The organism is Terrabacter sp. R4-6 (assembly GCF_057529065.1).
In genome coordinates this window covers 2,405,873-2,432,106 of record NZ_CP197224.1, presented here as the reverse complement: position 1 = coordinate 2,432,106, position 26,234 = coordinate 2,405,873, and the positions used below count along the sequence as shown (strand labels likewise).

Genomic DNA, 26,234 nt, shown 5'->3' with positions numbered 1-26,234 from the left:
ACCCCACCCGACGGCACCGACGCACCCGGATATCGACAGCGGCCCCCGCCGGGGCGCCGGGTCGAGAGGTACGTTGTCGCCATGAGCGACACCCCCGGTTCAGGCGGGTCCACCGGGCCGACGGTCCCCGACGAGCAGTTCACGGTCCCCGTGCCCAACGTGCCGCGCGGCCCGGGTGCCGGCGCAGCCGGACCGACGACGCCTGCGGCTGCGGCTCCGACGCAGGCCATCCCCGTCTTCGAGCCGACGCGGGAGCTGCCCACGGCCGACCCGTCGTGGCCCGCCCCGCCACCGTCCGCTCCACCCGTGCCGCCGAATCCGTATGCCGGGCAGCCGGTCTGGTCGGCGAGCCCCACTCCCGGCCGAGTCACCGACGAGACCGTCGACCCGCTCCTCGGGCAGATCGGGGTGGCGCTCTTCTGGATCACCGTCGGCTGGTGGCTCTTCGTCCTCATCCGCGTGCTCGGCTTCCTGACCCGCAACGGTCTCACCGACACGATCCTCATCCGGACCATCGACCTCGGCGCCGAGGAGACCGTCGTCGCAGCGGTGCTGTCCGTCCTCGCCGCCCTGCTGCTCCTGCTCGGTCGTGGACGCTCCGGTCGGTCGCCCCTCGGATGGGCCTCCCTCGCACTCGCCGTCGTCACGGTCGGCGTCGCCGTCTGGCGCCTGCTGCCGTGACCGGGATCGCCTGAGCGCGAGCGAGATCCGATGCTAACCCCCTCAGCGGCCCGGGAGGTCGCGGACGCCTACGGCCTCGACGGGACCGCGACCCTGACCGGGCCGGTCGCGCGCGGTCAGCTCGGCCAGGTGTGGCGCCTCGACACGGGGCAAGAGAGCCACGCCGTCAAGGAGTGGTTCGCGACGCCCGACCTCGACGCGGCCTCCAGGGACGCCGACCTCGTCGACGCGGCCCGCGGGCACGGGGTCGTCACACCGCAGATCCGGCACACGACCACCGGAGACGTGGCCACGACCGTCCGCACGGCCGACGGCGACACGGCGGTGCGGGTCTTCGAGTGGGTCGACCTGCAACCGCGCACGCGCCGGCTCGACCCGGTCGCGGTCGGACGCACCCTCGCGGGGCTGCACCGGGCGGGTGCGCCGTCGGACGAGGCCGTCGACAACTGGTTCGCGACCGGCTTCGGCGAGCAGCGCTGGCGCGACCTGCACCAGCGGGTGCTCGACGAGGGCGCGCCGTTCGCCGGGCAGCTCGGGGCGCTCGTGGACGAGCTCGTCGCTGTCGAGTCGGTCGTCGAGCCGCACGAGTCGACCATCGTCTGCCACCGCGACCTCTGGGCCGACAACGTGCTCGCCACGGTGGGCGGCGAGGTCTGCGTCATCGACTTCGAGAACCTCGGCCCGGCCGACCCGAGCCAGGAGCTCGCCATGGTGCTCTTCGAGTTCGGCGACGACGACCCGGCGCGGGCGCGGCTGCTCCACACGGCATACCGCGAGGCCGGCGGCCCGGGACGGGTCACGCGGCGGGGCCACTTCACGATGCTCGTGGCCGAGCAGGCCCACATCGGCCAGCTCGCCTGCTCGCGCTGGGTCGGCGCGAGCAGCGAGTCCGAGCGCGAGCGCCTCGCGGCCTGGTTCCTCGAGATCCCCGACGACCCGGTGACCCTGCCGCGCATCGACCGGGTGCTCGCAGCCGTCACCTGACGTCGGAGGGCACCGGGGGCTCGTCCCCCTCAGGCCCGGACGACGCGCAGGGTCCGCACCTCGAACGCGCTCAGCACGATGGGCACGTCGCCGTCGGTGACCGCGACCCCGCCGTCGTCGAGCGGCTCCTCGAGGAGCGTCGCGGTCGTCACCGAGGCGACCGGGAGGTCGAGGCGCAGCACGCCGCGGGCCCGTCCGCCGAGCGACTCGTAGACCCGGACGACGAGGTCGCCCGAGCGGTCGGCGGCCTCCTTGACGCTCGACACGACGATGCCCTCACCCGTCACGGTGACGAGCGGTGCGACCCCGTGAGCGCCCCTGACCCGGCGGGCCGGCGTGCCCATGAGCGCGCCCTCCCTGGTGGCGACGTCGGCGTCCGCACCGACGACGAGCCCGTAGCGGTGGGTCTGGACGCCCTGGTCGGTCTCGGGGTCGGGGAAGCGCGGAGCCCGGAGCAGCGACAGCCGCACGGTGGTGACGACGTCGTCGCCGACGACGTCGCGGGTCACGTCGTGCCCGTAGGTCGAGTCGTTGACGAGCGCGACCCCGAAGCCGCGCTCCTCGGCGAGCACGAAGCGGTGCATCGACGTCTCGAACTTCGCCGCCTCCCAGCTCGTGTTCGTGTGCGTGACCCGGCGGTGAAAGCCGAACTGCGTCTCGGCGGCGACGTGCTCGGCGCGCACGTCGAGCGGGAAGGCGACCTTGAGGAACTTCTCCGTCTCGTTCCAGTCGGTCTGCTGCGAGATCTCGAGGAGACGCGCGCCCGGTGCGAGCGAGAGCTCCTGTCGCACGGTCGAGTCCGCCGAGATCTGACGCTCGACGACGACCCGCGCCACGCCCTCGTCGTCGACCGCCGCCGTGAGGGCGGAGACGTCGCGCAGGTCGGTGACCCGGTTGCGGTAGTAGCGGTCGACGTCCCACGCGTCCCACCGGTTCGGGACGTCCTCGTGCAGCTGGAGGAGGTTGCCCTCGCGGCCTGGCGAGATGGCGTCGCGTCCGGTCGCGAGGTCGACGGCCGAGGTGAGGAGCCCCTCGGCCGATACGGTCACGGCGACGACGCCGTTGTCGAGCACCCAGCCGCCGTCGCGCTCGACCAGCGACACGGCATACGCCCCGCGGCCGTGTGCCTCGAGGGGCGTGACGCCGCCGGCCGGCACCCCGGCACGCTCGAAGGGCGCCGCGTTGGCCTCGACCACGACGTCCCCCTCACCGACGAGCGCCGCGAGCGACCGCGCGACGATCGCCTCGGCCGCCTCGGTGACCCGGGCGTACTGCTCGACCGCCTCGCGGTGCACCCACGCGATCGACGTGCCCGGGAGGATGTCGTGGAACTGCTGGAGCAGCACCTGCTGCCACAGCGCGTCGAGCTCGTCGTGGGGGTATGCCGTCCCCGTCCGCACCGCGGCCGTGGCCGCCCACAGCTCCGCCTCGACGAGCAGGTGCTCGGTGCGACGGTTGCCCTGCTTCGTCCGGTGCTGCGACGTCAGCGTCGCGCGGTGCAGCTCGAGGTAGAGCTCACCGACCCAGACGGGCGCGTGCGGCAGCTGCTCACGGGTGCGGTCGAAGAAGGCGTCGGGGTGCTCCCAGCGCACCCTCGGGCTGCCCTCGAGGTCGGCGAGGCGGCTCGCGCGGCCCGTCATCTCGCGGGTCGTGCCGCCACCGCCGTCGCCCCACCCGACCGGCGCGATCGAGCCGGTGGCGACGCGGCTCTCGCGGAACTGGCGCGAGGCGAGGGCGACCTCCGCGCCGGAGAGCTGCGCGTTGTAGGTGTCCATCGGCGGGAAGTGGCTGAGGACGCGGGAGCCGTCGATGCCCTCCCAGAGGAAGGTGTGGTGCGGGAACGTGTTGACCTGGTTCCACGAGATCTTCTGGGTGAAGAACCACTCGAAGCCCGCCCGTCGCATCAGCTGCGGCAGCGCCGGGGAGTAGCCGAAGCTGTCGGGCAGCCAGACGCCGCGGCAGCGGATCCCGAGCTCGGTCTCGAAGAAGCGCTGGCCGTGGAGGAACTGGCGCACGAGCGACTCGCCCGACGGCATGACGGTGTCGCTCTCGACCCACATGCCGCCGAGCGGGACGAAGCGGCCCGCGTCGACGGCCGCCTTGACCCGCTCCCAGACCTCCGGCCGGTGCTCCTTGATCCATGCGTACTGCTGGGCGCTCGACATGCCGTAGACGAAGTCGTCGGTCTCGTCGATGAGCGTCGCCATCGACGACGTCGTGCGGGCCACCTTGCGGATCGTCTCGCGCACGGGCCAGAGCCACGCGCTGTCGATGTGGGCGTGGCCGACGGCGGAGATCTCGTGCGCGCTCGCCCCGGCGGGCCGCGCGAGCACGTCGACGAGGGCGGCGCGTGCCTCGGCGGCCGTCGACGCCACGTGCTGGAGGTCGAGGCGGTCCATGGAGTCGTCGAGGGCCTGGAGCACCTGCATGCGGCGCGGACCGGCCGGCAGCTCGGCCTGCAGCTCGAGCAGCACCTCGACGTCGAGAGCCAGCTCGAAGACGTCGCGCTCGAAGACGGCGAGGTCGAGGCGGCCGGTCGTGTAGAGGCGCTTCGAGGAGCTCGTGACGATGTCACCCTCGCTCGTCGGCACGAAGGGGTTGCCCGCGACGAGGATCGGGTTCGAGGCGGCCTCGACGTAGAGCTCGACGGCCTGCCCGGCCTCGGCCTCGTCCGCGACGAGGACCCACTGGTTGCGCGGGTTCAGCGACTTCACCGGCGTGCCGTCGGCGCGGTAGACGAGCCCCTCGCACTGGAAGCCCGTCATGTCGCGGTCGAAGCCGAGGTCGGCCACGACCTCGACGCGGCGCCCGGCCCAGTGCGCCGGCACCTGCCCGGTGAGCCGGAACCACGTCGTGCCCCAGGCGGCGCCCCACGGGGTGCCGACGGCATACGGCGTGTAGTCGAGGGCGAGGCCCTCGGCCGGCGCCACGGGCTCGCCCGGCAGCTCGTGCCACTGGGCCGTCAGCGGCACCGAATCGGCGTGGACGGCCGGGAGGATGCGCTCCTTGAGAACGCGCGTCACGCGCCCCACGGTCAGGGGGATGTCGTCGTGCATGGCTGCCTCTCGGGAGTGCGGGGGGTCCACGGTCTCGGTCCGTCGACACGACCCGGCCGATCCCCGCGAGTGGCGACCCCCGGCATATCGTGACCGCGTGACGAACATCGGACGCCTCATGCTCGCGCAGGTCAAGTCGATCGGCTCGCGCAACGCCTGCCTGGCCGCGGGCGACGTGCCCGGCGGCCCGTGGATCGCGCGCGGCGGGCGGACCTACCGCACCGGGGCGAGCGGCAGCACGAGCGAGGCCATCACCCGGGCGCGGGCGATCCGGTCGGTCACGAGCGTGCGCGGCTACCAGGAGGTCGGTCGGGCCGACCTCTTCATCCAGGTCATCCCCTTCGCGTCACCGGAGGACGCCCGCGCGGCCCTCACCGAGCTGCGCTCGCTGCCGCGGACGATGCCGCAGAGCAAGGGCCTCTCCGACGTCGGCGAGCTGCGAGCGGTGGAGGCACCGGAGGTGGCCGGCACGACGCACGTCGAGGCGGCCGAGCAGCCGTTCGTCCTCGACGGCGAGCACTCGCGCACGCTCACGGTGTGGTGCGTCGCCGGCAGCACCGTCGTCGTCGCGGCGCTCGGCGGACGGGCCGAGGCGGTCCGGTGGCCGCAGCTCGCCGCGATCGTGGAGGCCCAGGCGGCCGCGCTCGGCTGAGCGGGACCGGTGGCGGGCCGTGCGTCAGCCGCGACCGAGGATGCGGCTGAGGAACCGGAACCGGATGCCTTCTCCGACTCCGCGTGGCCGGGGCAGCGCTGGTCCGTCGGCACGTTGCGCATGACCTGGTCGACGTGCTGGCCGCAGCCGGCCCACGTCGTCTTGCCGCAGGTCTTGCAGGTGGCCGCTCGGCACATGGTCGCTCTCCTTGGTCGACAGATACCCATGGGGGTATGCGTTCGCGACCACGATAGCCGAGAGCGGGCGCGCGTCCAAGACTGCTCAGCCTGCGGCACACGGCTGAGCGGGCGGCATACGGCTCAGTGGCGCATCAGCACTGCGGGGCCGGTGAGCGGGACCGGCGCTGCTGGGACGGGTCAGCGCTGCTGCCAGTCAGGGCCGAGGCGCACGACGTCGCCCACGACGACGACCGCGGGAGCCCGCACGCCCCGCTCGCGCGCGAGCTCGGCGATGGTGCCGACCGTGCCGACGGTCGTGCGCTGGTCGGGGGCGAAGCCGCGCTCGACGACCGCGACCGGACAGTCGGCCGACCGGCCGTGCAGGGCGAGCAGCTCGGTCGTCCGGGCGAGCTGGGTCACACCCATGAGCAGGACGAGCGTGTGGTCACCGCCGGTCGGCAGGACCGGGATGTCGTCGTGGCCCGTGACGACCGTGAAGCCGCGCGCGACCCCGCGATGGGTCACGGGTATGCCGGCCGCCGCGGGCACGCTCACCGCGCTCGTCACGCCGGGCACGACCTCGACCCGTATGCCGTGGGCCTGGCACGCGTCGCGCTCCTCGCCCCCGCGCCCGAGGACGTAGGGGTCACCGCCCTTGAGGCGGACGACCCCGAGGCCACGCTGGGCCTCCTCGACGAGGATGTCGTTGATCCGGGACTGCGGCACCGGGTGGTGGCCGGGCGTCTTGCCGACGTCGATGACGCGCACCGACGCGGGCAGCCGGTCGACGACGGCGCGGGGCGCGAGCCGGTCGACGACGACGACGTCGGCCGAGGCGAGCAGCTCGTGGCCACGGGTCGTCAGCAGGCCGTCGGCTCCCGGCCCGCCACCGACGAGCGCCACCCAGCCGCGTCGGCCGTGCGTCCGCGTGCGGCGCAGGTCGAGGGTGCCCGAGGCGAGCGCCCGCTCGACCCCGTCGCGGACCGTCACGGCCAGACCGGGGTCGCCGGCGGCATACGCAGCCACGGTGACGCGGCCGTCGGGGGTGGCCACGTCGGCGCGGGCGGCGACGCTCGCGGTCGTGCCGGCGGCGTCGGTCGCGTCGACGCACCAGACGCGCAGGGCCTCGGCGTCGGCGGCGACCTCGCGGTCGACGGACGGCTCGCCCGTCGCGGTGTGGGCGAACCACGCGCCGTCGAGGTCGGCGGGCCCGGCGTAGTCGCGCTCGAGCCAGTCGACCCGACCGGCGACGGCCAAGTAGCGCAGGTCCTCGCAGAGCCAGGGGGCGACGACCCGCACGACCGCGCCCTCGTCGAGGAAGGCCCGGACCCGGCGCGCGGACACGGGGCCACCGCCGACCGCGACGACGAGCCGGCCGGTCAGGTCGAGGACGACCGGCAGGGCCGGCTTCAGATCTCCCATTCCTCGTCACCCTCGGGCTGCGTCGGGGCGTCGGCCGCCGTCGGGAGCGTCGCGCCCACCATGCCCGCGGCGACCGTGCGTCCGTCGTGCGCGTCGATGAGCAGGAACGACCCACCGCGGCGCGAGGTCGAGTAGTTCTCGACCGGGACCGGAGCCGCCAGCCGGAGCGTCACGAGGCCGATGTCGTTGAGGGACAAGGCCTCCGAGGGGACCGCGTGGAGGTCGTCGAGGTCGAGGGCGCCGTCGAGCGAGCGCACCGCGGTCTGCACCGTGCGCGAGCCGTGCTTGAGCAGGAGGCGCTGGGCGGGCCGCAGGGGCGCGTCACCGAGCCAGCAGACGACGGCCTTGATGTCCTGCGTCGGCTCCGGGGCGTCGGCGGCCGCGGCGATGACGTCGCCCCGCGAGATGTCGATCTCGTCGGCGAGGCGGAGCGTCACCGACTGCGGCGCGAAGGCCTCCTGGAGCTCACGGTCACCGAGGTCGATGCCGGCGACGGTCGTGCGGCGGCCGGACGGGAGGGCCACCACCTCGTCACCGACGCGCACGACGCCCGAGGCCACCTGGCCGGCATACCCCCGGTAGTCGCGGTGCGCCTCGTCGCGGGCCGCACCCTGGGGGCGGATGACGAGCTGCACCGGCAGGCGGAAGGACTCGTTCGCCGGGTCGTCCGACGGCGGGAGCGCCTCGAGCAGCTCGAGCAGGCTCGGACCGTCGTACCAGGGAGTGCGCGGCGAGCGCTCGGCCACGTTGTCGCCGTCGAGGGCGCTGACCGGGATGGCGATGGCGTCGACGACACCGAGCTCGCGGGCCACCGCCTGCACCTCTGCCTCGACCCGGTCGTAGACCTCCTGCGAGAAGTCGACGAGGTCGATCTTGTTGACGGCGACGACGACGTGCGGCACGCGGAGCAGCGCGGTCACGGCGAGGTGGCGGCGGGTCTGCTCGAGCACCCCCTTGCGCGCGTCGACGAGGAGGACGACGACGTCGGCGGTGGAGCTGCCGGTGACCGTGTTGCGGGTGTACTGCACGTGACCGGGGCAGTCGGCGAGGACGAACGAGCGGCTCGCCGTCGCGAAGTAGCGGTAGGCCACGTCGATGGTGATGCCCTGCTCGCGCTCGGCCCGCAGCCCGTCGGTGAGCAGGGCGAGGTCGGCGGCGGTCAGGCCGCGGTCCCGGCTGACCCGCTCGACGGCGGCGAGCTGGTCGGAGAGCACCGACTTCGTGTCGTGCAGGAGCCGACCCACGAGGGTCGACTTGCCGTCGTCGACGGAGCCGGCCGTGGCGAGGCGGAGTAGCGTGCCGCGGGCGGCCCCGGCGACGGCGGCCGGGTCGAGGACGGGCGTGGTGGTGGCGCTCATCTCAGGGTGTCCTTGTCGTGGGGCCCCCGCGAGGTATCGGAGCAGGGGACGAGCGGAGAACGTCGTGGGGATTTCAGAAGTACCCCTCCTTCTTGCGGTCCTCCATGGCGGCCTCGGAGATCCGGTCGTCGGCGCGCGTCGCGCCGCGCTCGGTCAGGGTCGAGGCGGCCACCTCGACGACGATCTCGGCATTCGTGCGGGCCGGGGACTCCACGGCGCCCGTGCACGACATGTCGCCGACGGTGCGGTAGCGCACGAGGCGCGTCTCGACGGCCTCGTCGTCACGCGGCCGGCTCACCGGCCCGACGGCGAGCCACATGCCGTCGCGCTGGAAGACCTCGCGCTCGTGGGCGTAGTAGAGCGGCGCGAGCGGGATGTCCTCGCGGTCGATGTAGCGCCAGATGTCGACCTCCGTCCAGTTGCTGATCGGGAAGACGCGCACGTGCTCGCCCGGCCGGTGCCTGGGGTTGAAGAGGTTCCACAGCTCGGGGCGCTGGTTCTTGGGGTCCCACTGGCCGAACTCGTCGCGGAGGCTGACGATGCGCTCCTTGGCGCGCGCCTTCTCCTCGTCGCGCCGGCCGCCACCGAAGACGCCGTCGAAGCGGTGCTCGTTGATGGCGTCGAGCAGGGGCACGGTCTGGAGCGGGTTGCGGGTGCCGTCGGCGCGCTCGCGGAGCCGGCCGTCGTCGATGTAGTCCTGCACGCTCGCGACGACGAGCCGCAGACCGAGCCGCTCGACCGTCTCGTCACGGTAGGCGAGGACCTCGGGGAAGTTGTGGCCCGTGTCGACGTGGAGCACCGGGAAGGGGATCGGCGCCGGCCAGAAGGCCTTCGTCGCGAGGTGGAGCATGACGACGGAGTCCTTGCCGCCGCTGAAGAGCAGGGCGGGACGCTCGAGCTCGCCGGCCATCTCGCGGATGACGAGGATCGCCTCGGCCTCAAGGGCGTCGAGGTGGGTGAGGCGCCGGTCGTCTCCGTCGCTGGCTGGAGCCGGGGAAGGGTCGCTCGCGAGCTTGTGAGCGTCCGACCCTTCATTCCGGAATGCCGTGTCGTCGGCGACGCTGTCGTCGGTGACGCTGTCGTCGGCGATGACGCGGGTGGTCGGGGTGCTGGTCGTCGTCATGTGTGGAGTCCGCACTCGGTCTTGGAGAAGCCGGCCCAGCGGCCGGCGCGGGGGTCCTCGCCGGGCTCGACCCGGCGGGTGCACGGCTCGCAGCCGATCGACGGGTAGCCGTCGGAGAGGAGGGAGTTGACCTCGACCTGGTGCTCACCGGCATACGCGAGGAGCTCGTCGAAGGTCCACGCGGCGAGCGGGTTGATCTTGACGAGGCCGTTCTTGGCGTCCCACGTCACGAGGGGGGTGTCGGCCCGGGTCGGGCCCTCCTCGCGACGGACGCCGGTCACCCACGCCTCGTAGAGCGGGAGCGTGCGAGCGAGCGGCTCGACCTTGCGCATCTGGCAGCAGAGCGCGGGGTCGCGCTCGTAGAGGCGCGGGCCGTACTTCTCGTCCTGCTCGGTCACGGTCAGCTCAGGCATCACGTCGACGAGGGTGATCGGCAGGTCCTCGGCGACGATGTCGCGGGTGACGATCGTGTCGGAGAAGTGGTAGCCGGTCTCGAGGAAGAGCACGTCGACGCCGGGCGCGAAGCGCGAGACGACGTGCGGCAGGACGGCATCGGCCATCGAGCAGGCCACCGCGAGGGTGCCGTCGAAGTGGAAGGCGGCCCAGGCGGCGACCTCGTCGGCCGTCGGCTCGTGCTCCGGGTCGGCGCCGAGCGTGGCGTTGAAGTCGTCGACGATGGCCTTGAGCTCGGTCTCGCTGCGCCGCTTGCGCGGGACCTTCGGTGTCGCGAGGGGGACTGCGGTCACAGAAGTGCTCCTTCGTCTGCTCGGCGGGTCCACGACGAGAAGGTCTCGCCGGGCTCGCGCTGGTCGAGGAAGGTCCGCACGACGCGCTCGACGTAGTCGGGCAGGTCGTCGGCCGTCACCTTGAGGCCGCGGACGGTGCGTCCGAGGCCGGCCTCGTCGCGGTCGACGGAGGCGAGGCCGCCGCCGAGGTGCACCTGGAAGCCCGGCACCTGCTCGCCCTCGATCGTCACGAGCTGGCCCTTGAGCCCGATGTCGGCGACCTGGATGCGGGCGCAGGAGTTGGGGCAGCCGTTGACGTTGAGGCTGATCGGGGTGTCGAGCTGCTCCGTCACGTCGGCGAGCCGCTGCTCGAGCGCGGCGATCGTCGTCGCGGCCGTCGCCTTGGTCTCGACGATGGCGAGCTTGCAGAACTCGATGCCGGTGCACGCCATCGTGTGCTGGCGGAAGGGGCTCGGGGCGGTGCTGAGGCCGAGCTTCTCGAGACGGCTGACGGCGCCACGGACCCGGCGGCCCGGGACGTCGAGGACGACGAGCTTCTGGTGCGGGGTGAGGCGCAGGCGGTCGGAGCCGACCGACTCCAGGAGCTCGGCGAGACCGGTGAGGACGTCGCCGCTGATGCGTCCGACGGTCGGGGCCGCGCCGATGTAGCGCTTGCCGTCCTTCTGCAGGTGCACGCCGACGTGGTCGCCGGGGCCGCTGGCGGGTGCCGGCGGCGGGCCGTCGGGAAGCTCGCGCTCGAGGTACTCGTCCTGGAGCACCTGGCGGAACTTCTCGGGCCCCCACTCGGCGAGGAGGAACTTGAGGCGGGCCTTGTTGCGCAGGCGCCGGTAGCCGTAGTCGCGGAAGATCCGGATGACCCCGTGCCAGACCTCGGCCGCCTCCTCGGGCCGCACGAAGACACCGACGCGCTCGGCGAGGCGAGGGCTCGTCGAGAGGCCGCCGCCGACCCAGAGGTCGTAGCCGGCGCCGAGCTCGGGGTGGACGACGCCGACGAGGGAGATGTCGTTGATCTCGTGCACGACGTCGAGGCTCGGGTGGCCGGTGATGGCCGACTTGAACTTGCGCGGCAGGTTGGCGAGCTCGGGGTCGCCGACGTAACGGTCGAGGATCTCGTCGATGACCGGCGTCGGGTCGATGATCTCGTCCTGCGCGACCCCCGCGAGGGGGCTGCCGAGGATGACGCGCGGGGTGTCGCCGCACGCCTCGGTCGTCTGGAGGCCGACGGCCTCGAGGCGCCGCCAGATCTCCGGCACGTCCTCGACGCGGATCCAGTGGTACTGGATGTTCTGGCGGTCGCTGATGTCGGCCGTGCCACGGGCGAACTCGTGGCTGATCTCGGCGAGGACCTTGAGCTGGGCGAGGCTGATCGCACCGCCGTCGAGGCGGACGCGGAGCATGAAGTACTCGTCGGAGAGCTCGGTGTCGTCGAGCTGGGCCGTGCGGCCGCCGTCGATGCCGGGGCGGCGCTGCGTGTAGAGCCCCCACCAGCGGAAGCGCCCGGAGAGGTCCTGGGGCGGGATCGACGCGAAGCCCTCGCGCGAGTAGATCTGCTCGATCCGCTCACGGACGTTGAGGCCGCCGTCCTCCTGCTTCCACGCCTCGTTGGCGTTGAGGGGCTCGGCGCCGTCGACCTTCCACTGGCCGTTGGAGCGGCCGGTGCGGGGCGGGCGGGTGCCGGGGCGCACCGGGGCCGTGCCGGTCGCGGTGTCGGTGACGGTCATGTAATCGAATGTATAACCACTGCTTATCATCGCCCAAGCGGGTCCAGAGTGCGGCCCTTTCCCACCGAACCAGTGGGAATGCCGCGCAGCCACGCCCCCTCAACCGTCGAAAGGCCACGAACTGCGTCCAGGTTTGTGGCCTTTCGACGGTTGGAGGGCGGGGTCAGGGGCCGGCGAGCTGGCCGGAGTCGACCGCCTGGACGATGCCGAGCACCGTCGAGAGGTAGCGCTGCGAGTGGTTGTAGGACAGCACCGCCGCGGAGAGGTCGGCCGGTCGCGACAGGTCCCGGCCGCCCGCGCAGAGGTAGTTCGCCGCGGCGAGCGCCGCGTCCTCGATGTTCTGCGGGTCCTTGACGCCGTCGCCGTTGCCGTCGGCGCCCCAGAGGCGCCACGTGCCGGGGATGAACTGCATCGGACCGACGGCGCGGTCCCACACCGGGTCGCCGTCGTAGCGACCGCCGTCGGAGTCGCGGATCGCGGCGAACGAGCCGCCCGAGAGCGCCGGACCGCGGACCGGGGGGACGACGTCGTGCGACGCGTCGAGCCTCCGGCCGCGGAGCGAGGACGACTCCACCTCGCCGATCGCGGCGAGGAGCATGACGGGGATGCGGCAGGAGCGCTGCCGCTCGGCGGCGGAGGCGTATGCCGCCCAGACGATCTCGTCCTTGGTGCGCGCGGTCGGCTTCGTGGTGCCCTTCGGGGGCACGCTCGTGACCACCGGGATCTTGATGACCGCCTTCGGCCGCCACGGCGTGGGGTTGCTGCTCGACCCACCGCCGGGCTCGAGCGCCTCGACCGGGACGGGAGCCGCGGCCTCGGCGAAGAGCGCGGCCGCGACGCGGATCTCGTCGAAGACCGGGAGCACGAGGTCGCCCGCCACGGAGCCGAACCCGGCATCGAACGGCGGCTGTGTCGCGGGCTGGGTCGGGCCTGCGGGGCTCGTCGAGGGCGTGGCCCCACCGACCAGGGGTGACAGCAGCGGTGCGGGTGTCGGTGTCGGCACGGCCGGCGCGCTGTCGGCCGCTGCCCATGACGCCGACCCGAGCAGCACCGTCGCCACGGCGACGGAGGCCGCCGCGGCTCGTGCCGCGGTCAGTCGTCGCCCGGTGCGGCGTGTCATGTCCTCTTCTCCTCGACGACAGCGTGGTCCTTGACCAAGTACAACCCCACCACGGCGCTCACGCTGCCGAATCCACGGGATGGACGGCTGCCCCGCTACACCACGCCCGGGACGTCGTCCTGCCGAGTCACCGGGCGCCTTGCTGTCCAAGTCGCTGTCGTCACAGGGCCACTCGGTGGTGACGGCTGCATCGGCGAACGCCGCGATAGACCGGCTCGAGTCGAGGGACGTCGATCTCGTCGTGCTCGACCTCGTGATACCGGGAGGTAGCGGCCTCGCCGTGCTCACCGCACTCAACCAGCGCAAGCAGACGACACCGGTGATCGTCCTGTCCGGCGTCACCGACGTGGGCGCCCGCGTGGAGGCGCTCGACCGCGGCGCCGTCGACGTCGTGTCCAAGCCGTTCAGCCTCACGGAGCTGCTGGCCCGGGTCCGGCGCAACGTCGGGCCGACGCGCGCACCCGTGGACGACGGCTTCCTCGAGGTGGCCGGCATACGCCTCGACGTCGGGCGACGTCGGGCGACGTTCGGCTCGCTCAGCGCCTCGCTCACCGAGCGCGAGTTCAGCCTGCTCGCGCACCTCATGCGACGCGCCGGCCAGGTGTGCCACAAGGAGGAGCTGCTCCACGACGTCTGGCACCTCGACTTCGACCCGGGCAGCAACGTCGTGGAGGTGTGCGTCGGCAGGCTCCGCGCCAAGCTCGGCCAGGACATCCCGATCGAGACGCTGCGCGGCGTCGGGTACGGGCTCTACGAGGACAACTGATGGTGCGGCACCGGATGGTCCTCGTCTGGAGCGTCTTCGCGGCGCTCTGCTCGGTCGCGATGATCGCGCTGCCCGGCAGCGAGACGGTGCCGTACCACATCGCCTGGGCGGCCTTCGCGCTCTGCTTCGGCATCGAGCAGTGGAGCCCACGCTCCACGTGGGTCAGTCTCGGCGTCTTCACCTTCGTGACCGGGGCGATCCTCGTCCACCGCGTCTCGGTCGACGTCCTCGACTGGCAGGAGACCAGCGAGATCCCGCTCATGCTGCTGCTCATGGCCTCATGATCTGGCACGTGCGCCGACGCCAGCAGGCCCTCTCGGAGCTCACGGTCAACGCCGCCCGGGAGCGGGCCGACTCGACGATGCGTGAGCTGCTCACGCTGCGCACCTCCCACGAGATGCGGTCGCCGCTCATGATCTCGCGCGGCTACCTCGAGATGCTCATGGACCGGACACCACCCGGCGAGGACCTCGCCGACCTCCAGGTCATCGACGAGGAGCTGGCGCGGCTCACCCGCGTGTGCGAGCGGCTCGTGCGCAGCATGCGGGTCGGGTCGGACCTCGAGGTCACGGAGGTCGAGCTCGACGCGGTGCTGCACCAGACGGCCGAGCGGTGGTCGGCCGTCGCCCAGCGCCGCTGGAAGGTCGAGTCGTCGGCGCACACGCTGGAGTGCTCGGGCGAGCGGCTGCGGGCGTGTCTCGACACCCTCATCGAGAACGCGTTGCGCTACACGACGCACGACAACGACATCGTGCTGCTCTATGCCCGTCCGATGCGCGACGCCGTCGCCATCGGGGTCGCCGACTCGGGGCGCGGCTTCACCACCGACATGCTGCGGTCGGCCGCAGCCCAGGACCTGCGGCAGCTGGACGACGGCGGAGCCGGGAAGGACGGGATCGTGCTCGACGGGACCCGCGACGACCTCTCCCAGACGGGTCTTGGTCTCTCCCTCGTGCGGGACGTCGCGACGCGGCTCGGCGGTTGGGTCCAGCTCGGGGTCTCACCCTGGAACGGCGCGGACGTCGCCATGATCCTCCCGGTCCGTCACGAGCCGGCGGCCCTTCCCGTCGTCCGGCCGACGCCGGTCAGCGCGCCCGCTGCCCCCGAACGGGTGTCGGTGTGGCGCTCGGGGGTGCGGCACGGGCCGGACGCCGGGACCGGGGCCCGCAGCGCCTGAGGGTCACTCCCCGCGTGACCACCGCAGCCGCACGTGCTGGCCGGGGCGCAGCTGGGCAGCGAGCGCCACGGCTCGGGGGGTGAGCACGGCGACAACGGGGTAGCCGCCAGTGACCGGGTGGTCTGCGAGGAAGACGACGGGCTCGCCACCGGGGGGCACCTGCACCGCGCCGGGGACCACGCCCTCGCTCGGGAGCTCGCAGTCGGCATACGCGGGCTTGCGCTGGATCATCTTGCCCTCCAACCTGATTCCCACGCGGTTGCTGCGCGACGAGACGGTCCACGCACCCTCGTCCACGCCGGCGAGGTCGCACCACTCGGCACGTGGTCCCGGGACGACGTCGAGCACGACCTCGCCACCGCGGGTCGGCTGCTGGGGCGCCACCTCGACGACGGGGAACGTCGGCGGCGCGGCTCCGACGGGCAGGACGTCACCGACCGTCGGCACCGGTGGGCCCACCCGGGCCAGCGTGTCCGTCGAGCGGGAGCCCAGCACCGGCGCGACCGTGATGCCGCCGCGCACCGCCAGCCACGTGCGCAGTCCGGCCGCAGGCGCACCGAGGGTGAGCAGCCGTCCGTCGGCGAGGGCGACGGGGGCGCCGTGCGCGACCGGTCTGCCGTCGACGTCGGCAGGGCAGGGCGCGCCGGTCAGCGCGACGAGCAGGTCTCCGTGGGCCCGCACCGAGAGGCCGCCGAGCGTGACCTCGAGCGACGCGGGCGCCGGCCCGCCCGCCTCCGCGGGGTCGAGCAGGTGCCCGACGAGCCGCAGCCCTAGCAGGTATGCCGTGGGGTCGGCTGCCCCGGAGCGGCCCACTCCCACGTCGGCGAGTCCCGGACGTCCGAGGTCCTCGACGAGCGTGAGCGGCCCCGTCGCAAGCACCTCCAGCCCGCGACGAACCCCACCCTCGAGTGGCCCCACAGCCCCAGGAACCCCAGGAACTCCAGAAGCCCCAGAGGCCCCACGTGCTCGACCCCCACCACCGTCGAGTGGCCCCGCCGTCCCAGCCTGAACACCCTCCAGACCGTCGAGTGGCCCCGCCGTCCCATGCGTTTCCGGGACGGATGGGACGGGAGGGGTCACGGGGCCACTCGACGGGGGGTTGGAGGTGGGGGGAGGGGTCACGGGGCCACTCGATAGTGGGTTGGAGGTGGCGGGAGGGGTCACGGGGCCACTCGATAGTGGGTTGGAGGTGGCGGGAGGGGTCACGGGGCCACTCGACGGGGGGTGGGCGGTGGCGTCGAGATCGACGAAGCGGACCGAGGTGCCCGGAGCGAGCAGCGCGGGTGGGTCCCGGTCGACGTCCCACAGCACGGCGTCCGTCGTGCCGATCAACTGCCACCCACCGGGCGAGTCCTGGGGGTAGATGCCGCCGAACGGCCCTGCGAGAGCGACGGATCCGGCGGGGACCCGCGTGCGGGGCTCGGCGCGACGCGGGACCTGCAGGCGCGGGTCACCGTCGACGAGGTAGGCGAAGCCGGGCGCGAAGCCCCCGAACCCCACCCGCCAGGTCGTGCCGGTGTGGGCACGGACGACCTCGTCGCGGGTCAGGCCGGTCAGGGCCGCGACCTGGTCGAGGTCGGGCCCGTCGTAGCTCACGGGGACCTCGACGACCGCCTCGGCCACCTCGGTCACCGCCGCGGCCAGGCCGGTCGCCTCGTCGAGGCACGCCCGTCCCACGTCAGAGCGCCGCCTCGGGTCACGGAGCGCGACGAGCACGGTGCGCGCCCCGACGACGAGGTGGTCGACGGCCTCCCACACGCCCGTGGCGCCCTCGACGAGCGGCGCCAGGTGGGCGCGGAGGGCGAGCGCGGCGTCGGTGTCGGCCACCTCGACGAGCAGGGCCGCGCCGCCCATCGGCAGCAGCCGGGCGTCCACGCTCAGCCCGCGAAGGGGCGGATCTCGACGCCGGACTGCTCGAGCGCCGCGCGCACGGCCCGCGCCATCGCGACCGCGCCGGGGGTGTCGCCGTGGATGCACACCGACTCGGCGCGCACCTCGACGTCGGTGCCGTCGACGGCGGTCACGAGTCCGTCGCGGGCGAGCCTGACCACCCGGGCCGCCACCTCGGCCGGGTCGCGCAGCACGGCGCCGGGCTCGGTGCGCGGGACGAGTCGCCCGTCCGGGGTGTAGCCGCGGTCGGCGAACGCCTCGGTGACGGCGCGCAGCCCGGCGTCGGTCGCCATCTCGAGCACGAGGCTGCCGGGCAGGCCGAGGACGGGCAGCGACGTGTCGACGGCCACGACGGCGTCGACGAGTGCCCGGGCCTGCGCCTCGTGGTGGGCGACCGCGTTGTAGAGGGCGCCGTGCGGCTTCACGTAGGCCACGTCGGTGCCCTCGACCTGGGCGATCGCCGAGAGGGCACCGAGCTGGTAGATGATGTCCGCCGCGAGCTCGTCGGGCGGGACGTCCATGAAGCGCCGACCGAAGCCGACGAGGTCGCGGTAGGCCACCTGGGCGCCGACGACGACACCCCGCTCGGCGGCATACCGGCACGTCGTGCGCAGGGTGAGCGGGTCGCCCGCGTGGAAGCCGCAGGCGACGTTGGCGCTCGTCACGACGTCGAGCACGGCGGCGTCGTCTCCGAGGGTCCAGGCGCCGTAGGACTCGCCGACGTCGGCGTTGAGGTCGAGTCGCATGTCTCGATCCTGCCCCACGACCGTGCGCCGTGGTGGGCCCGCCGCGGAATGCGAAGCCCCGACTCGTGGCGCGCCCTGTCCGATGCGGCTGTCCGGATCGGACAGTCCTGTGACGGACCGTTGACGTCCGTTCGGGCGCCGCCGAAGGATCACGGCATGACAACGACCGTCACCTCTCGCCGCCGCTTCCTCGGGCTCCTCGGAGCGGGAGGAGTCGCGACCTGTCTGCCCCTCACCCAAGCGCCCACGGCGTCCGCGTTCGGCGTGTCCGAGTCCGGCGTGGCGCCGCTCGCGCCACCCGCCGGCTGGCTGGACGGTGACGCGGTGGCGCAGACCTACCACCGCGCGCTGCTGCGCCACACCCGCTGGACGGAGACGCAGTGGGACGCGTCCGCGGGCACCTACCGCAAGACGGACTTCAACTTCGCCGTCGTCCTCGGCCACGCGCTCCTGCTCACACGCGGCGACTACGACGCCGACGAGGCCGGCATCGACGAGGCCACCCTCCGGCAGCGCACCCTGGCCACCATCAAGCACTTCGCCGGCACCAACCGCAACGCCGGCGGCACCGAGTGGGGCCGGACCCTCTTCTGGGACAGCACCTTCCAGCTCTACGTCCAGCTCGCCGCGCGCCTGCTCTGGGACGAGCTCGACCCACAGACGCGCGACCGCATGCAGGCCATCGCCGTCGAGCAGGCGGCCTACACGACGTCCCTCGGCACCTCCGACGACCCCGCCTCCGGGTCCTGGAGCCCCAACGGCCTCAAGGGCGGCTGGGTCGGCGACACGAAGCTCGAGGAGATGGGGGTCTACACGCAGTCCCTCGCCCCGGGCCTGGCGTGGGGGTCCGACGACCCCCGCTGGGAGAGCTGGATGGCCACGTACGGCCGCTGGAGCCGCAACGAGGCCGGGCTCCCGCAGGCCGACGCGGCCAACCCGACCCTCGTCGACGGCATCCCGGTGCTGACCAACACCTCCCACAACATCTACGACACGTTCGTCGTCGAGAACCACGGGTCGTTCGGCCCGCACTACCAGTCCGAGCTCTGGCGCACCTCGGGCCGCAACTCCGCCCACTTCATCGTCGCCGGCCGGCCGCTGCCCGAGGTGCTGACCCGCCAGCCCAACGGCGAGCCGCTGTGGAACCGCCTCGTCGGCGTCATGAGCGACGCGGGCGAGCCGCTCATGCCGCTCGTCGACGACCGCGAGCACCTCTACGGCCGCGACGTCATCCCGATCGCCTTCCTCGCGCAGGTGATCGGCGACCGCGCCGCTGCCCGCGCCGAGACCGACCTCGCCGAGCGGCTGCTGCCCTATCTCGCCTACCCGCCGGAGTACCGCCTGACGAAGTTCTCCGGCGAGCCGAAGTACGAGCCCGAGGCGCGCGCCGAGGTCGCGATCAGCTTCCTGCTCCACGAGTGGCGCGCCGCCCACGGTGACGTGCCCGTGCCCCTGACCTCCGAGGAGCTGTATGCCGCCGGCACCGGGGCCGTCGACCTGGGCTCGGGTCCGGGCATCGTCTCGCACCAGAGCCCGCGCGCCTGGGCCGGCGCCGTCAGCAAGGCCGGCTTCGTCAAGCTCGCGTGGCAGCCCGTGCACGACGACTGGTTCTTCAACCTCGGTGGCAGCTCGCCGATGTACCTCCCTCGCACGAACCTCGGGGTGACCGGTCGGAACGTGCGCACGTATGCCGCGGCACGCGACGGCTACGACGCGTCGGTCACCGTGCTCACCCTCGGCACGGCCGGACGGGTCGGGCTCGCCACGCTTCCCGGCGGCGAGGTCGTCATGACGAGCTCGGGGGTGGCCGACCGCGAGGGCACGTTCGGGCTGCACAACCTGACGATGCCCGGCGTGCGCGGGCTGGACGGCAGCCGCACCTTCGTCACCGCAGACGGCACGCTCGAGGCCAAGGCCCCTGACGCGCAGGGTCCCCTGCCCAGCGGCGTCGCGCGCCGTGACGTCGTCGACGTCCCCGGGTCGGTGACGGCGCGCCACGTCCGGATGCTCGGCGTGACACCCGACCCGACCTACGGCTACTCGATCGTCTCCTTCGAGGTGCGCTCCACCGCGGACGGCGCCGACCTCGCGGCCCGCCGCCCGACCACGGCCTCGTCGAGCGACACCGGCCGCGGCCCGTCCCTCGCGACCGACGCGAGCTCGTCGACCCGGTGGGCCGTGTCGCGGGCCGACCGTCCGCGTGCCGACAGCTGGCTTGCCGTCGACCTCGGGACCCCGACCGCGATCGCCGAGGTGACGATCGACTGGGAGGCGTCGGCCGGGCGGGCCTACGTCGTGCAGACGTCCGACGACGGCACCTCGTGGACGACGCGCGGCTCCTACCCCCGCGTCCTGCGCAGCTCGCGCTGGGTCGGCATCGACGACCGGGTCGGGTTCCTCGTGCGCGGCTCGACCAACCCGATCGAGGTCGGTGACAGCATCCTCACGCTGTCGGCCGGTCCGGCCGCGGGCAGTGCCGGCATCGTCGTCGAGGGCCTCCCGGACGTCCGGTCGGCCGATCTCGCGCGGCTCGCAGCGACCGCGGAGGCTGCTGCTCCGCGACCGGGGACGCCGGGCGTCACGGCGTCCCTCGCGGGCGGCCTGCTCAGCCTCGTCAACCTCACCGGCGCGGCGGTCGACACCGACGTCGCGCTGCCCTCCGAGGGCGCCGTGGCCTGCTACGACGGCTCGCAGCGCGTCGCCGGCGACGGCAGCGTGCTCACGGCCGCGCTCGCCGCGTCGTCGGGGGCGGTGCTCGCACCGCGGGCGACGGTCTCGGCGATCGGCGGCGGCCGGCCGGCGGAGGGCCTCGTCGTCACCATCGACGATGCCGTCACCGCACGCCTGAGCGGCATCGACGGCCAGGTCGACCTCACCTTCGCGAACGGCGAGCACCGCCGCGTGACGGTGTCGCGCACCCGGACGACGACCGCGAGGGTGAGCGGCACGGCATACCCCCTCGACGACCTGGCCCTGACCCGTCAGACGTTCCCGACCTCACCCCTGCCCCCGACGATGACCTCGCCGGCTGCGGCGGTCGACGGCGCGGACTCGACGGCGTGGGAGGTCACCGGGTCGGGCCGCATGGTGGTCGACCTCGGCGACGCCCGCGCCCTCGGCACGGCGGTCGTCGACTGGGGCACCGCGCCCGGCTTCGGCACCGTCGAGATCTCGGACGACGGCCTGGCCTTCCGCCGCGTCGGCCGGGTCGGCCCCGGCACGCAGCTGGGCTCCCTGAGGCTCGGGACGTCGGCCCGCTACGTGGGGTTGTCCGTCGAGGCGCCCGGCGAGTCGGGCCGCACCGTCACGGTCCGGAGGTTCACCGTCACGTCGGGCTGAGGAGGTCTACGAGAGTGACCCGTAGAAGTCGGGCAAGCGGCTCTCGTATGCCGTCAGCAGCTCGCGCGCGACGGTGACCGAGTCGACGAGCGGGTGGAGCGCAAAGGCCTGCACCGAAAGGGATCTCGACTGCTCGATCGCGGCCCGGATGACGATCTCGTCGACGGCCTTGACCTGTTGCACGAGCCCGAGCGCGTGGCCGGGGAGCGGGCTCACCGCGACGGGGACGGGGCCGGCCGCGTCGACCCGGCACGGCACCTCGACGACGGCGTCGTCCGGCAGTCCCGCGACGGCGCCGCCGTTGCGGACGTTGAGGATGAGGCGGGCCGGCTCGTCCCGGGCGATCGCCGCCATGAGCGCGAGCGCGACGCCCTCGTAGCCGCCGCCCGCGACGTCGGCCTCGGCGCGCTCGTGCGACTGCCCGTCGTCCCCCTCGCGGGTCTCCTGCATGTAGGTCGCGTTGCGGTCGCGACGCACGGAGTCCCAACGCTGCCAGGCCTGCTCGGGATCTGCGGCCACCCCGGCGTAGAAGTCGGCCTGCTGACCGACGAGGTACTCGCCGCGCGTCTGCGGAGCCCCGGTGATCTGGGCGATCGCGTCGCGGGTGAAGTAGTAGTAGAAGAGGTACTCGTTGGGCAGCGACCCGAGCGACCGCAGCCAGTCGGTGCCGAAGAGCTGCCCCTCCTCGATGGCGCCGAGCGCGGCGTCGTCGGCGAGGAGGTCGGGCAGCAGGTCGCGGCCGTCGTGGCGCAGACCCGTGAGCCAGCCGAGGTGGTTGAGCCCGGCGTAGTCGATCTCGAGGTCGTCGAGGTCGTGACCGAGGGCTCCGGCCGCGCGCTTGGCGAGACCCAGCGGGGAGTCGCAGATGCCGACGACCCGCTCGCCGAGCACCGTCTGCATCGCCTGGGTCACGAGCCCCGCGGGGTTGGTGAAGTTGATGACCCACGCGTCGGGCGCCAGACGGCGTACGCGTTCGGCGACGTCGAGCGCGACCGGCACCGTGCGCAGGCCGTAGCCGACCCCGCCCGGTCCGGTCGTCTCCTGGCCGAGGAGCCCGAGGTCGAGCGCGATCCGCTCGTCAGCGGTGCGGCCCTCGAGGCCTCCGACCCGCATCGCGGAGAAGACGAAGTCGGCGCCGGCGAGCGCCGCGTCGAGGTCGGTCGTCGCCGTGACCGTGGGCGGCGCGGTCGCGGCGGCCGGGTGCAACGCGGCCTGGGCGGCGAGGACCTGCCGCATGACGTCGAGCCGTGCGCCGTCCGTGTCGTGGAGCACGACCTCGGTGACGCGCCGGTCCGCGGTGTCGCGCAGCAGCGCACCGTGCACGAGCGGCACGCGGAACCCGCCCCCGCCGAGAATGACCAGCTTCATGGCAGCACCACCCTCGGACCGTACCAAGGTGTGACGGCGGGGCCACTCGATGGGAGGGACGGCGCGCCCACGTGGGGCTCGCGGTCGCGCCGGCCGGCCCACGTGGGGCTCGCGGTCGCGCCGGCCGGCCCACGGCACACGTCGGCGTCAATCCCGGCGAGTCGCGGACCGGAGTGCGGGATCATGGGGGCGTGCCTCTCAACCACACGTTCGACCCGCTCGCGTCCCGTCGCACCGCCGACGAGCCGTCGCTCGACGTGTTCGTCTGGGGCACGGTCTTCCTCGACATGATCTTCGCCGGGCTCCCCAGCGCACCCAAGCCGGGCACCGAGGTGTGGGCCGAGGGTCTCGCCTCGTGCCCGGGCGGCATCGCCAACCTCGCCGTCGCCACCCGCCGCCTCGGCCTGCGCACGGGGCTCGCGGCCGCGTTCAGCGACGACGACTACGGCGACTTCTGCTGGCGCACGCTCGAGGAGCAGGAGGGCATCGACCTCGCCCGGAGCCGCCGCTTCGCCGACTGGCACAGCCCCGTCACCGTCTCGATGTCGGTCGACCGCGACCGCAGCATGGTCTCGCACGGCCACCCCGCGCCGGTCGCCGCTGCCGAGCTCATCGGCACGCCCCCGCGGTCGCGCGCGGTCATGGTCGACCTCGGTGAGGACGAGGCCTTCGGGGCGAGCGGACCCACGTGGGTCGACCGGGCCCGCGACAACGGCGCGCTCGTCTTCGCCGACGTCGGCTGGGACCCCAAGGAGCAGTGGTCGCCGCACGTGCTCGACCGGCTCGAGCGCTGCGACGTCTTCATGCCTAACGCCGTCGAGGCGATGGCTTACACCGGCACCCGCTCGCCCGTCGAGGCCGTCTACGCCCTCGCTGACCGCGTGCCCGTCGCGATCGTCACCGACGGCGCCAACGGGGCCCTCGGCATCGACGCACGCACGGGCGAGGAGTCACGGGTCCCGGCGCTGCGGGTGCAGGAGGTCGACCCGACCGGGGCCGGCGACGTCTTCGGAGCCGCCCTGCTCGTCGGCACCCTCGCCGAGTGGCCGCTCGAGCAGCGGATGACCTTCGCCAGCCTGTGTGCCGGGCTCGCGCTCCAGCAGTACGGCGGCTCGCTCGCGGCTCCCGGCTGGGGCGACCTCGCCGACTGGTGGACCGCACTCGTCTCCGACACGAGCGGCGACGCCTACCACCGCTCGCTCCGGCGCCGGTTCGGCTTCCTCGACGAGATCGTGCCGCGCGTGCCGGTCATGGCGTGCCGCCGCGCGACCGCCACGATCGCCAAGCGCGCCGACGTCCAGGACCTCGACTGACCGTCACCCGTCGCCACGGGGCACGATGGCGAGGTGACCGAGATGCCTGCTGAGCTGCCCGAGCTGCCCGAGCTGCCCGAGCTGCCCGCCGACGTCAGCGACCTCGCGGCCCTCGACCTCCACGCCGCGCAGGTGCAGGACTGGTCGATCGCCGGGGACTCGTTCAGCTGGACCCTCCTCGCCGGCGACACCGACCGGGGCCACGAGCTCGCCACCGTCACCTACGTCGGCGCCGTCGTGCTCCACACCAACCGGCGCGACCTCGACCGCGCCGTCGCGGCTGCCGCCGAGGTCGAGCGGTCCGAGGTCGTGCCCACCGGGGACGGCGGCTTCGAGCACCGGGTCGTGCTCGTGCCGTCCTACCCGCTCGTCGTCCGCTTCTGGAGCGTCGAGGTGCGCCGGATGCCGGCTCCCGACCACCTGCGGCGCGTGCGCTGACCCGGGGACCGGGCCACCCGGCATACGCCATCAGTGGGTCGGCGCCATCGACGGCCGGGCCCCGGGGTGCCATGGTGAGTGCATGGAGAAGTCGTCGTTGACCGCCCTCGCGCGGGAGCTGCTCGAACACGCCACGACGGCCTCGAGCGGGCGCGACGCCGACACGGTCTACGGCGGCCACGAGCACGTGCTGCGCCAGACCGTCGTCGCGATGGCCGCCGGCCGGTCGATGACCGAGCACGAGAACCCCGGCGAGGCCACGGTCCAGGTGCTGCGCGGACGGGTGCGCATCAGCACGGCCGACGCGTCCTGGGAGGGTGCGCCGGGTGACCTGATCGTCGTCCCGCAGGCGCGCCACTCCCTCGAGGCGCTCGAGGACTCTGCGGTGCTGCTCACCGTCGCCAAGCTGCCCTGACGGGGGCTGACCCGGCCCGACCGGGCCGACCCCGGCGGCCCGCTACACGCCGTCGGTCGCCGCCACGCAGCGGTGCGCGGTGGGTCACCGGCCTCGGGTGCCGACGATCCACCGCACTCAGTCGCCGCCGATGCCGGTGCGCTCGACGCCCTCGACGATCCAGCGCTGGAGGAAGAGGAACATCAGCAGCAGCGGCACGATCGCGACGAGCGCCGCCATGAAGAGCTGGCTCACCTGCACCGACTGCGCCGTGAGGAAGGTCGAGAGCGCGATCTGCACCGTCCACGACTCCTGGTCGCGGCCGATGACGAGGGGCCAGAGGAAGGCGTTCCACGAGCCGATGAAGGTGATCGTGCCGATGGCCGCGACGAAGCCGAACGAGTTCGGCACGACGATCTTCCAGAACGTGCCCCAGTAGCCGAGTCCGTCGATGAAGGCCGCCTCCTCGATCTCCTTGGGGAAGCCGAGGAAGAACTGCCGGAAGAGGAACGTCGCGAGCGCCTGGAAGAGCCCGGGGATGATGAGGCCGCGCAGCGTCGAGATCCAGCCGAGCGTCGACACGAGGACGAAGCTCGGCACGAACGTCACGGCCGCCGGGATGAGCAGGGTCGCGGTGATCGTGTAGAAGACGGCGTTGGACCAGCGGTACGGGATGCGCGCCAGGCCGTAGCCGGCGAGGCCTGACACGATGAGGACGCCGACCGTCTGGGTCACCGCGATGAGGCCCGAGTTGAGCAGGCTGCGCGCCATCGGGATCGCCGGGTTGTCGAAGAGGCCCGTGAGGTTGGAGGTCTCCCAGACCGGCGGCAGCCAGTGGAAGTCGGGCGAGCCGAGGTCCTGCTCGCGCATGAACGCGCTGCGCACGAGCAGGTAGAAGGGGACGAGGAAGAGCAGCGCCGCCGCGACGAGGGCGCTGTAGCGGGCCCACCCCGTGATGCGGGACTGCCGCCTGCTGCGGACGATCGCCATCAGTCGCCCCTGTCGCCGAGTCGGAGGATGCGGCCCTGCACCACGGCGACGATCGCGATGATGAGGGTGAGGATGACGGCGCCGGCCGACCCGTGGCCGAAGTCCTGACCCGAGCCGAGCGCCGTGTAGTAGAGGTAGACGAGCGGCGGCCGCGCGTAGGGCGGGTAGGTGCCGAAGGTCGACAGGATGTTGTAGAACTCGTCGAACGCCTGGAACGCGTTGATGAGCAGGAGCAGCAGCACCGCCGTCGACGTCGCGCGCAGCTGCGGCAGGGTGATGTGACGGAAGACCTTCCACCCCTCGGCGCCGTCGATCGCAGCCGCCTCGTAGAGCGTCGGGCTGATCCGCTGGATGCCGGCGAGGAAGAGGATCATGTAGAAGCCGACCTGCAGCCAGAGCCGCGCCGTCACGATGACGAGCCAGTACCACGGCGGCTCGGCGAGGCTGAGCCACGGGATCGAGTCGATGCCGAACCAGCCGAGCACCGCGTTGGCGAGGCCCGAGCGGATGCCGCTGAAGATCGACATCTTCCAGACGAGTGCGGCCACGACGTAGGAGCACGCGGTCGGCAGGAAGAAGACCGACCGGAAGAACGACTGCATGACGCGGGTGCGCGCGACGAGCAGCGCCGCCCCGAGCGAGATGACGAAGGTCGTCGGCACGATGAAGACGGCGAAGGCGAGGAACGTGATGAGGCTGTTGCGGAAGGCGGGGTCGCGCAGCATGTCGACGTAGTTGCCGACGCCGACGAACTTCGTTGGGGTGACGGTG

Annotated in this window: 22 protein-coding genes; 10 read left to right on the top strand and 12 right to left on the bottom strand. The window is 73.1% G+C overall.

Going from position 1 to position 26,234, the window contains the following annotated elements:
• The first annotated feature begins 81 nt into the window (after nt 1-81).
• Both ACSSS0_RS11365 and ACSSS0_RS11360 read left to right on the top strand, forming a co-directional pair.
• Nucleotides 82-681, top strand: coding sequence for a hypothetical protein (locus ACSSS0_RS11365; RefSeq protein ID WP_487228036.1), 600 nt, complete (start codon nt 82-84; stop codon nt 679-681).
• 30 nt (nt 682-711) lie between these two features.
• On the top strand, nt 712-1,665 hold the full coding sequence (locus ACSSS0_RS11360) for a phosphotransferase enzyme family protein (RefSeq protein WP_487228035.1): 954 nt from the start codon (nt 712-714) through the stop codon (nt 1,663-1,665).
• A 29-nt stretch (nt 1,666-1,694) separates the two neighbouring features.
• On the opposite strand, the gene ACSSS0_RS11355 is transcribed toward ACSSS0_RS11360, so the two are convergent.
• Complete coding sequence (locus ACSSS0_RS11355; protein WP_487228034.1) at nt 1,695-4,721, bottom strand: alpha-mannosidase; 3,027 nt, start codon at nt 4,719-4,721, stop codon at nt 1,695-1,697.
• Between the two features lie 97 nt (nt 4,722-4,818).
• On the opposite strand from ACSSS0_RS11355, the gene ACSSS0_RS11350 reads away from it, so the two are divergent.
• Nucleotides 4,819-5,373 carry a hypothetical protein gene (locus ACSSS0_RS11350; RefSeq protein ID WP_487228033.1) on the top strand — a complete coding sequence of 185 codons (555 nt, stop codon included), beginning with the start codon at nt 4,819-4,821 and terminating at the stop codon, nt 5,371-5,373.
• Between the two features lie 377 nt (nt 5,374-5,750).
• Here the strand turns inward: ACSSS0_RS11350 and cobA are convergent, their stop codons facing one another.
• The 6 genes from cobA to ACSSS0_RS11320 all read right to left on the bottom strand — a co-directional run bounded on the left by cobA (nt 5,751) and on the right by ACSSS0_RS11320 (nt 13,042).
• The gene (cobA, locus tag ACSSS0_RS11345) at nt 5,751-6,974 is read right to left on the bottom strand and encodes a uroporphyrinogen-III C-methyltransferase (RefSeq protein ID WP_487228032.1); all 1,224 of its coding nucleotides are present in this window, start codon (nt 6,972-6,974) and stop codon (nt 5,751-5,753) included.
• On the bottom strand, nt 6,962-8,332 hold the full coding sequence (locus tag ACSSS0_RS11340; RefSeq protein ID WP_487228031.1) for a sulfate adenylyltransferase subunit 1: 1,371 nt from the start codon (nt 8,330-8,332) through the stop codon (nt 6,962-6,964). Before ACSSS0_RS11340 ends, cobA begins: the two co-directional genes overlap by 13 nt.
• Nucleotides 8,333-8,405: 73 nt before the next feature.
• Nucleotides 8,406-9,455, bottom strand: a complete 1,050-nt coding sequence (cysD, locus tag ACSSS0_RS11335; protein ID WP_487228030.1) for a sulfate adenylyltransferase subunit CysD — start codon at nt 9,453-9,455, stop codon at nt 8,406-8,408.
• Entirely contained in the window at nt 9,452-10,201 is a 750-nt protein-coding gene (locus tag ACSSS0_RS11330) for a phosphoadenylyl-sulfate reductase (protein WP_487228029.1), read from the bottom strand. The genes cysD and ACSSS0_RS11330 overlap by 4 nt, the downstream gene beginning before the upstream one ends.
• On the bottom strand, nt 10,198-11,922 hold the full coding sequence (locus ACSSS0_RS11325; RefSeq protein ID WP_487228028.1) for a nitrite/sulfite reductase: 1,725 nt from the start codon (nt 11,920-11,922) through the stop codon (nt 10,198-10,200). The genes ACSSS0_RS11330 and ACSSS0_RS11325 overlap by 4 nt, the downstream gene beginning before the upstream one ends.
• Before the next feature lie 163 nt (nt 11,923-12,085).
• Entirely contained in the window at nt 12,086-13,042 is a 957-nt protein-coding gene (locus ACSSS0_RS11320) for a lytic murein transglycosylase (RefSeq protein ID WP_435987972.1), read from the bottom strand.
• A gap of 79 nt (nt 13,043-13,121) precedes the next feature.
• On the opposite strand from ACSSS0_RS11320, the gene ACSSS0_RS11315 reads away from it, so the two are divergent.
• Genes ACSSS0_RS11315 through ACSSS0_RS11305 form a run of 3 tightly spaced genes read left to right on the top strand, consistent with a single transcriptional unit; the run spans nt 13,122 to nt 14,985 of the window.
• Nucleotides 13,122-13,808 carry a response regulator transcription factor gene (locus tag ACSSS0_RS11315; RefSeq protein ID WP_487228027.1) on the top strand — a complete coding sequence of 229 codons (687 nt, stop codon included), beginning with the start codon at nt 13,122-13,124 and terminating at the stop codon, nt 13,806-13,808.
• A complete protein-coding gene (locus tag ACSSS0_RS11310; protein ID WP_487228026.1) occupies nt 13,808-14,092 on the top strand; it encodes a hypothetical protein in 285 nt (94 codons plus the stop codon). The genes ACSSS0_RS11315 and ACSSS0_RS11310 overlap by 1 nt, the downstream gene beginning before the upstream one ends.
• Before the next feature lie 8 nt (nt 14,093-14,100).
• Nucleotides 14,101-14,985 (top strand): sensor histidine kinase, encoded by an 885-nt coding sequence (locus tag ACSSS0_RS11305; RefSeq protein WP_487228025.1) that lies wholly within the window; start codon nt 14,101-14,103, stop codon nt 14,983-14,985.
• 3 nt (nt 14,986-14,988) lie between these two features.
• On the opposite strand, the gene ACSSS0_RS11300 is transcribed toward ACSSS0_RS11305, so the two are convergent.
• Nucleotides 14,989-16,860 (bottom strand): 5-oxoprolinase subunit B/C family protein, encoded by a 1,872-nt coding sequence (locus ACSSS0_RS11300; RefSeq protein ID WP_487228024.1) that lies wholly within the window; start codon nt 16,858-16,860, stop codon nt 14,989-14,991.
• Nucleotides 16,861-16,862: 2 nt separating this feature from the next.
• Nucleotides 16,863-17,621: a LamB/YcsF family protein gene (locus tag ACSSS0_RS11295; protein ID WP_487228023.1), complete on the bottom strand. Its 759-nt coding sequence runs from the start codon at nt 17,619-17,621 to the stop codon at nt 16,863-16,865.
• A gap of 156 nt (nt 17,622-17,777) precedes the next feature.
• Between ACSSS0_RS11295 and ACSSS0_RS11290 the strand changes: the two genes are divergently transcribed.
• Nucleotides 17,778-20,960 (top strand): discoidin domain-containing protein, encoded by a 3,183-nt coding sequence (locus tag ACSSS0_RS11290; RefSeq protein ID WP_487228022.1) that lies wholly within the window; start codon nt 17,778-17,780, stop codon nt 20,958-20,960.
• A gap of 6 nt (nt 20,961-20,966) precedes the next feature.
• Here ACSSS0_RS11290 and ACSSS0_RS11285 read toward each other — a convergent pair whose 3' ends face one another.
• Nucleotides 20,967-22,328, bottom strand: a complete 1,362-nt coding sequence (locus ACSSS0_RS11285; protein ID WP_487228021.1) for a 6-phospho-beta-glucosidase — start codon at nt 22,326-22,328, stop codon at nt 20,967-20,969.
• Nucleotides 22,329-22,519: 191 nt separating this feature from the next.
• Here ACSSS0_RS11285 and ACSSS0_RS11280 point away from each other — a divergent pair, with 191 nt between their 5' ends.
• The 3 genes from ACSSS0_RS11280 (at nt 22,520) to ACSSS0_RS11270 (ending at nt 24,494) form a co-directional block, all read left to right on the top strand.
• Nucleotides 22,520-23,641: a carbohydrate kinase family protein gene (locus ACSSS0_RS11280; protein ID WP_435987960.1), complete on the top strand. Its 1,122-nt coding sequence runs from the start codon at nt 22,520-22,522 to the stop codon at nt 23,639-23,641.
• Nucleotides 23,642-23,674: 33 nt separating this feature from the next.
• Nucleotides 23,675-24,079: a hypothetical protein gene (locus ACSSS0_RS11275; protein ID WP_487228020.1), complete on the top strand. Its 405-nt coding sequence runs from the start codon at nt 23,675-23,677 to the stop codon at nt 24,077-24,079.
• A gap of 82 nt (nt 24,080-24,161) precedes the next feature.
• Nucleotides 24,162-24,494, top strand: coding sequence for a cupin domain-containing protein (locus tag ACSSS0_RS11270; protein WP_487228019.1), 333 nt, complete (start codon nt 24,162-24,164; stop codon nt 24,492-24,494).
• A gap of 117 nt (nt 24,495-24,611) precedes the next feature.
• Here the strand turns inward: ACSSS0_RS11270 and ACSSS0_RS11265 are convergent, their stop codons facing one another.
• Nucleotides 24,612-25,463 (bottom strand): carbohydrate ABC transporter permease, encoded by an 852-nt coding sequence (locus ACSSS0_RS11265; protein WP_487228018.1) that lies wholly within the window; start codon nt 25,461-25,463, stop codon nt 24,612-24,614.
• Nucleotides 25,463-26,188: a carbohydrate ABC transporter permease gene (locus ACSSS0_RS11260; protein ID WP_487228017.1), complete on the bottom strand. Its 726-nt coding sequence runs from the start codon at nt 26,186-26,188 to the stop codon at nt 25,463-25,465. Before ACSSS0_RS11260 ends, ACSSS0_RS11265 begins: the two co-directional genes overlap by 1 nt.
• Between the last annotated feature and the right edge of the window lie 46 nt (nt 26,189-26,234).

Excerpts from the sequence above, each read along its gene's own strand:
- ACSSS0_RS11365 (WP_487228036.1), top strand. The coding sequence starts at position 82 with ATGAGCGACACCCCCGGTTCAGGCGGGTCCACCGGGCCGACGGTCCCC.
- ACSSS0_RS11360 (WP_487228035.1), top strand. The coding sequence starts at position 712 with ATGCTAACCCCCTCAGCGGCCCGGGAGGTCGCGGACGCCTACGGCCTC.
- ACSSS0_RS11355 (WP_487228034.1), bottom strand. The coding sequence starts at position 4,721 with ATGCACGACGACATCCCCCTGACCGTGGGGCGCGTGACGCGCGTTCTC.
- cobA (WP_487228032.1), bottom strand. The coding sequence starts at position 6,974 with ATGGGAGATCTGAAGCCGGCCCTGCCGGTCGTCCTCGACCTGACCGGC.
- ACSSS0_RS11340 (WP_487228031.1), bottom strand. The coding sequence starts at position 8,332 with ATGAGCGCCACCACCACGCCCGTCCTCGACCCGGCCGCCGTCGCCGGG.
- cysD (WP_487228030.1), bottom strand. The coding sequence starts at position 9,455 with ATGACGACGACCAGCACCCCGACCACCCGCGTCATCGCCGACGACAGC.
- ACSSS0_RS11325 (WP_487228028.1), bottom strand. The coding sequence starts at position 11,922 with ATGACCGTCACCGACACCGCGACCGGCACGGCCCCGGTGCGCCCCGGC.
- ACSSS0_RS11320 (WP_435987972.1), bottom strand. The coding sequence starts at position 13,042 with ATGACACGCCGCACCGGGCGACGACTGACCGCGGCACGAGCCGCGGCG.
- ACSSS0_RS11315 (WP_487228027.1), top strand. The coding sequence starts at position 13,122 with ATGGACGGCTGCCCCGCTACACCACGCCCGGGACGTCGTCCTGCCGAG.
- ACSSS0_RS11310 (WP_487228026.1), top strand. The coding sequence starts at position 13,808 with ATGGTGCGGCACCGGATGGTCCTCGTCTGGAGCGTCTTCGCGGCGCTC.
- ACSSS0_RS11295 (WP_487228023.1), bottom strand. The coding sequence starts at position 17,621 with ATGCGACTCGACCTCAACGCCGACGTCGGCGAGTCCTACGGCGCCTGG.
- ACSSS0_RS11290 (WP_487228022.1), top strand. The coding sequence starts at position 17,778 with ATGACAACGACCGTCACCTCTCGCCGCCGCTTCCTCGGGCTCCTCGGA.
- ACSSS0_RS11285 (WP_487228021.1), bottom strand. The coding sequence starts at position 22,328 with ATGAAGCTGGTCATTCTCGGCGGGGGCGGGTTCCGCGTGCCGCTCGTG.
- ACSSS0_RS11270 (WP_487228019.1), top strand. The coding sequence starts at position 24,162 with ATGGAGAAGTCGTCGTTGACCGCCCTCGCGCGGGAGCTGCTCGAACAC.
- ACSSS0_RS11265 (WP_487228018.1), bottom strand. The coding sequence starts at position 25,463 with ATGGCGATCGTCCGCAGCAGGCGGCAGTCCCGCATCACGGGGTGGGCC.
- ACSSS0_RS11260 (WP_487228017.1), bottom strand. The coding sequence starts at position 26,188 with ATGCTGCGCGACCCCGCCTTCCGCAACAGCCTCATCACGTTCCTCGCC.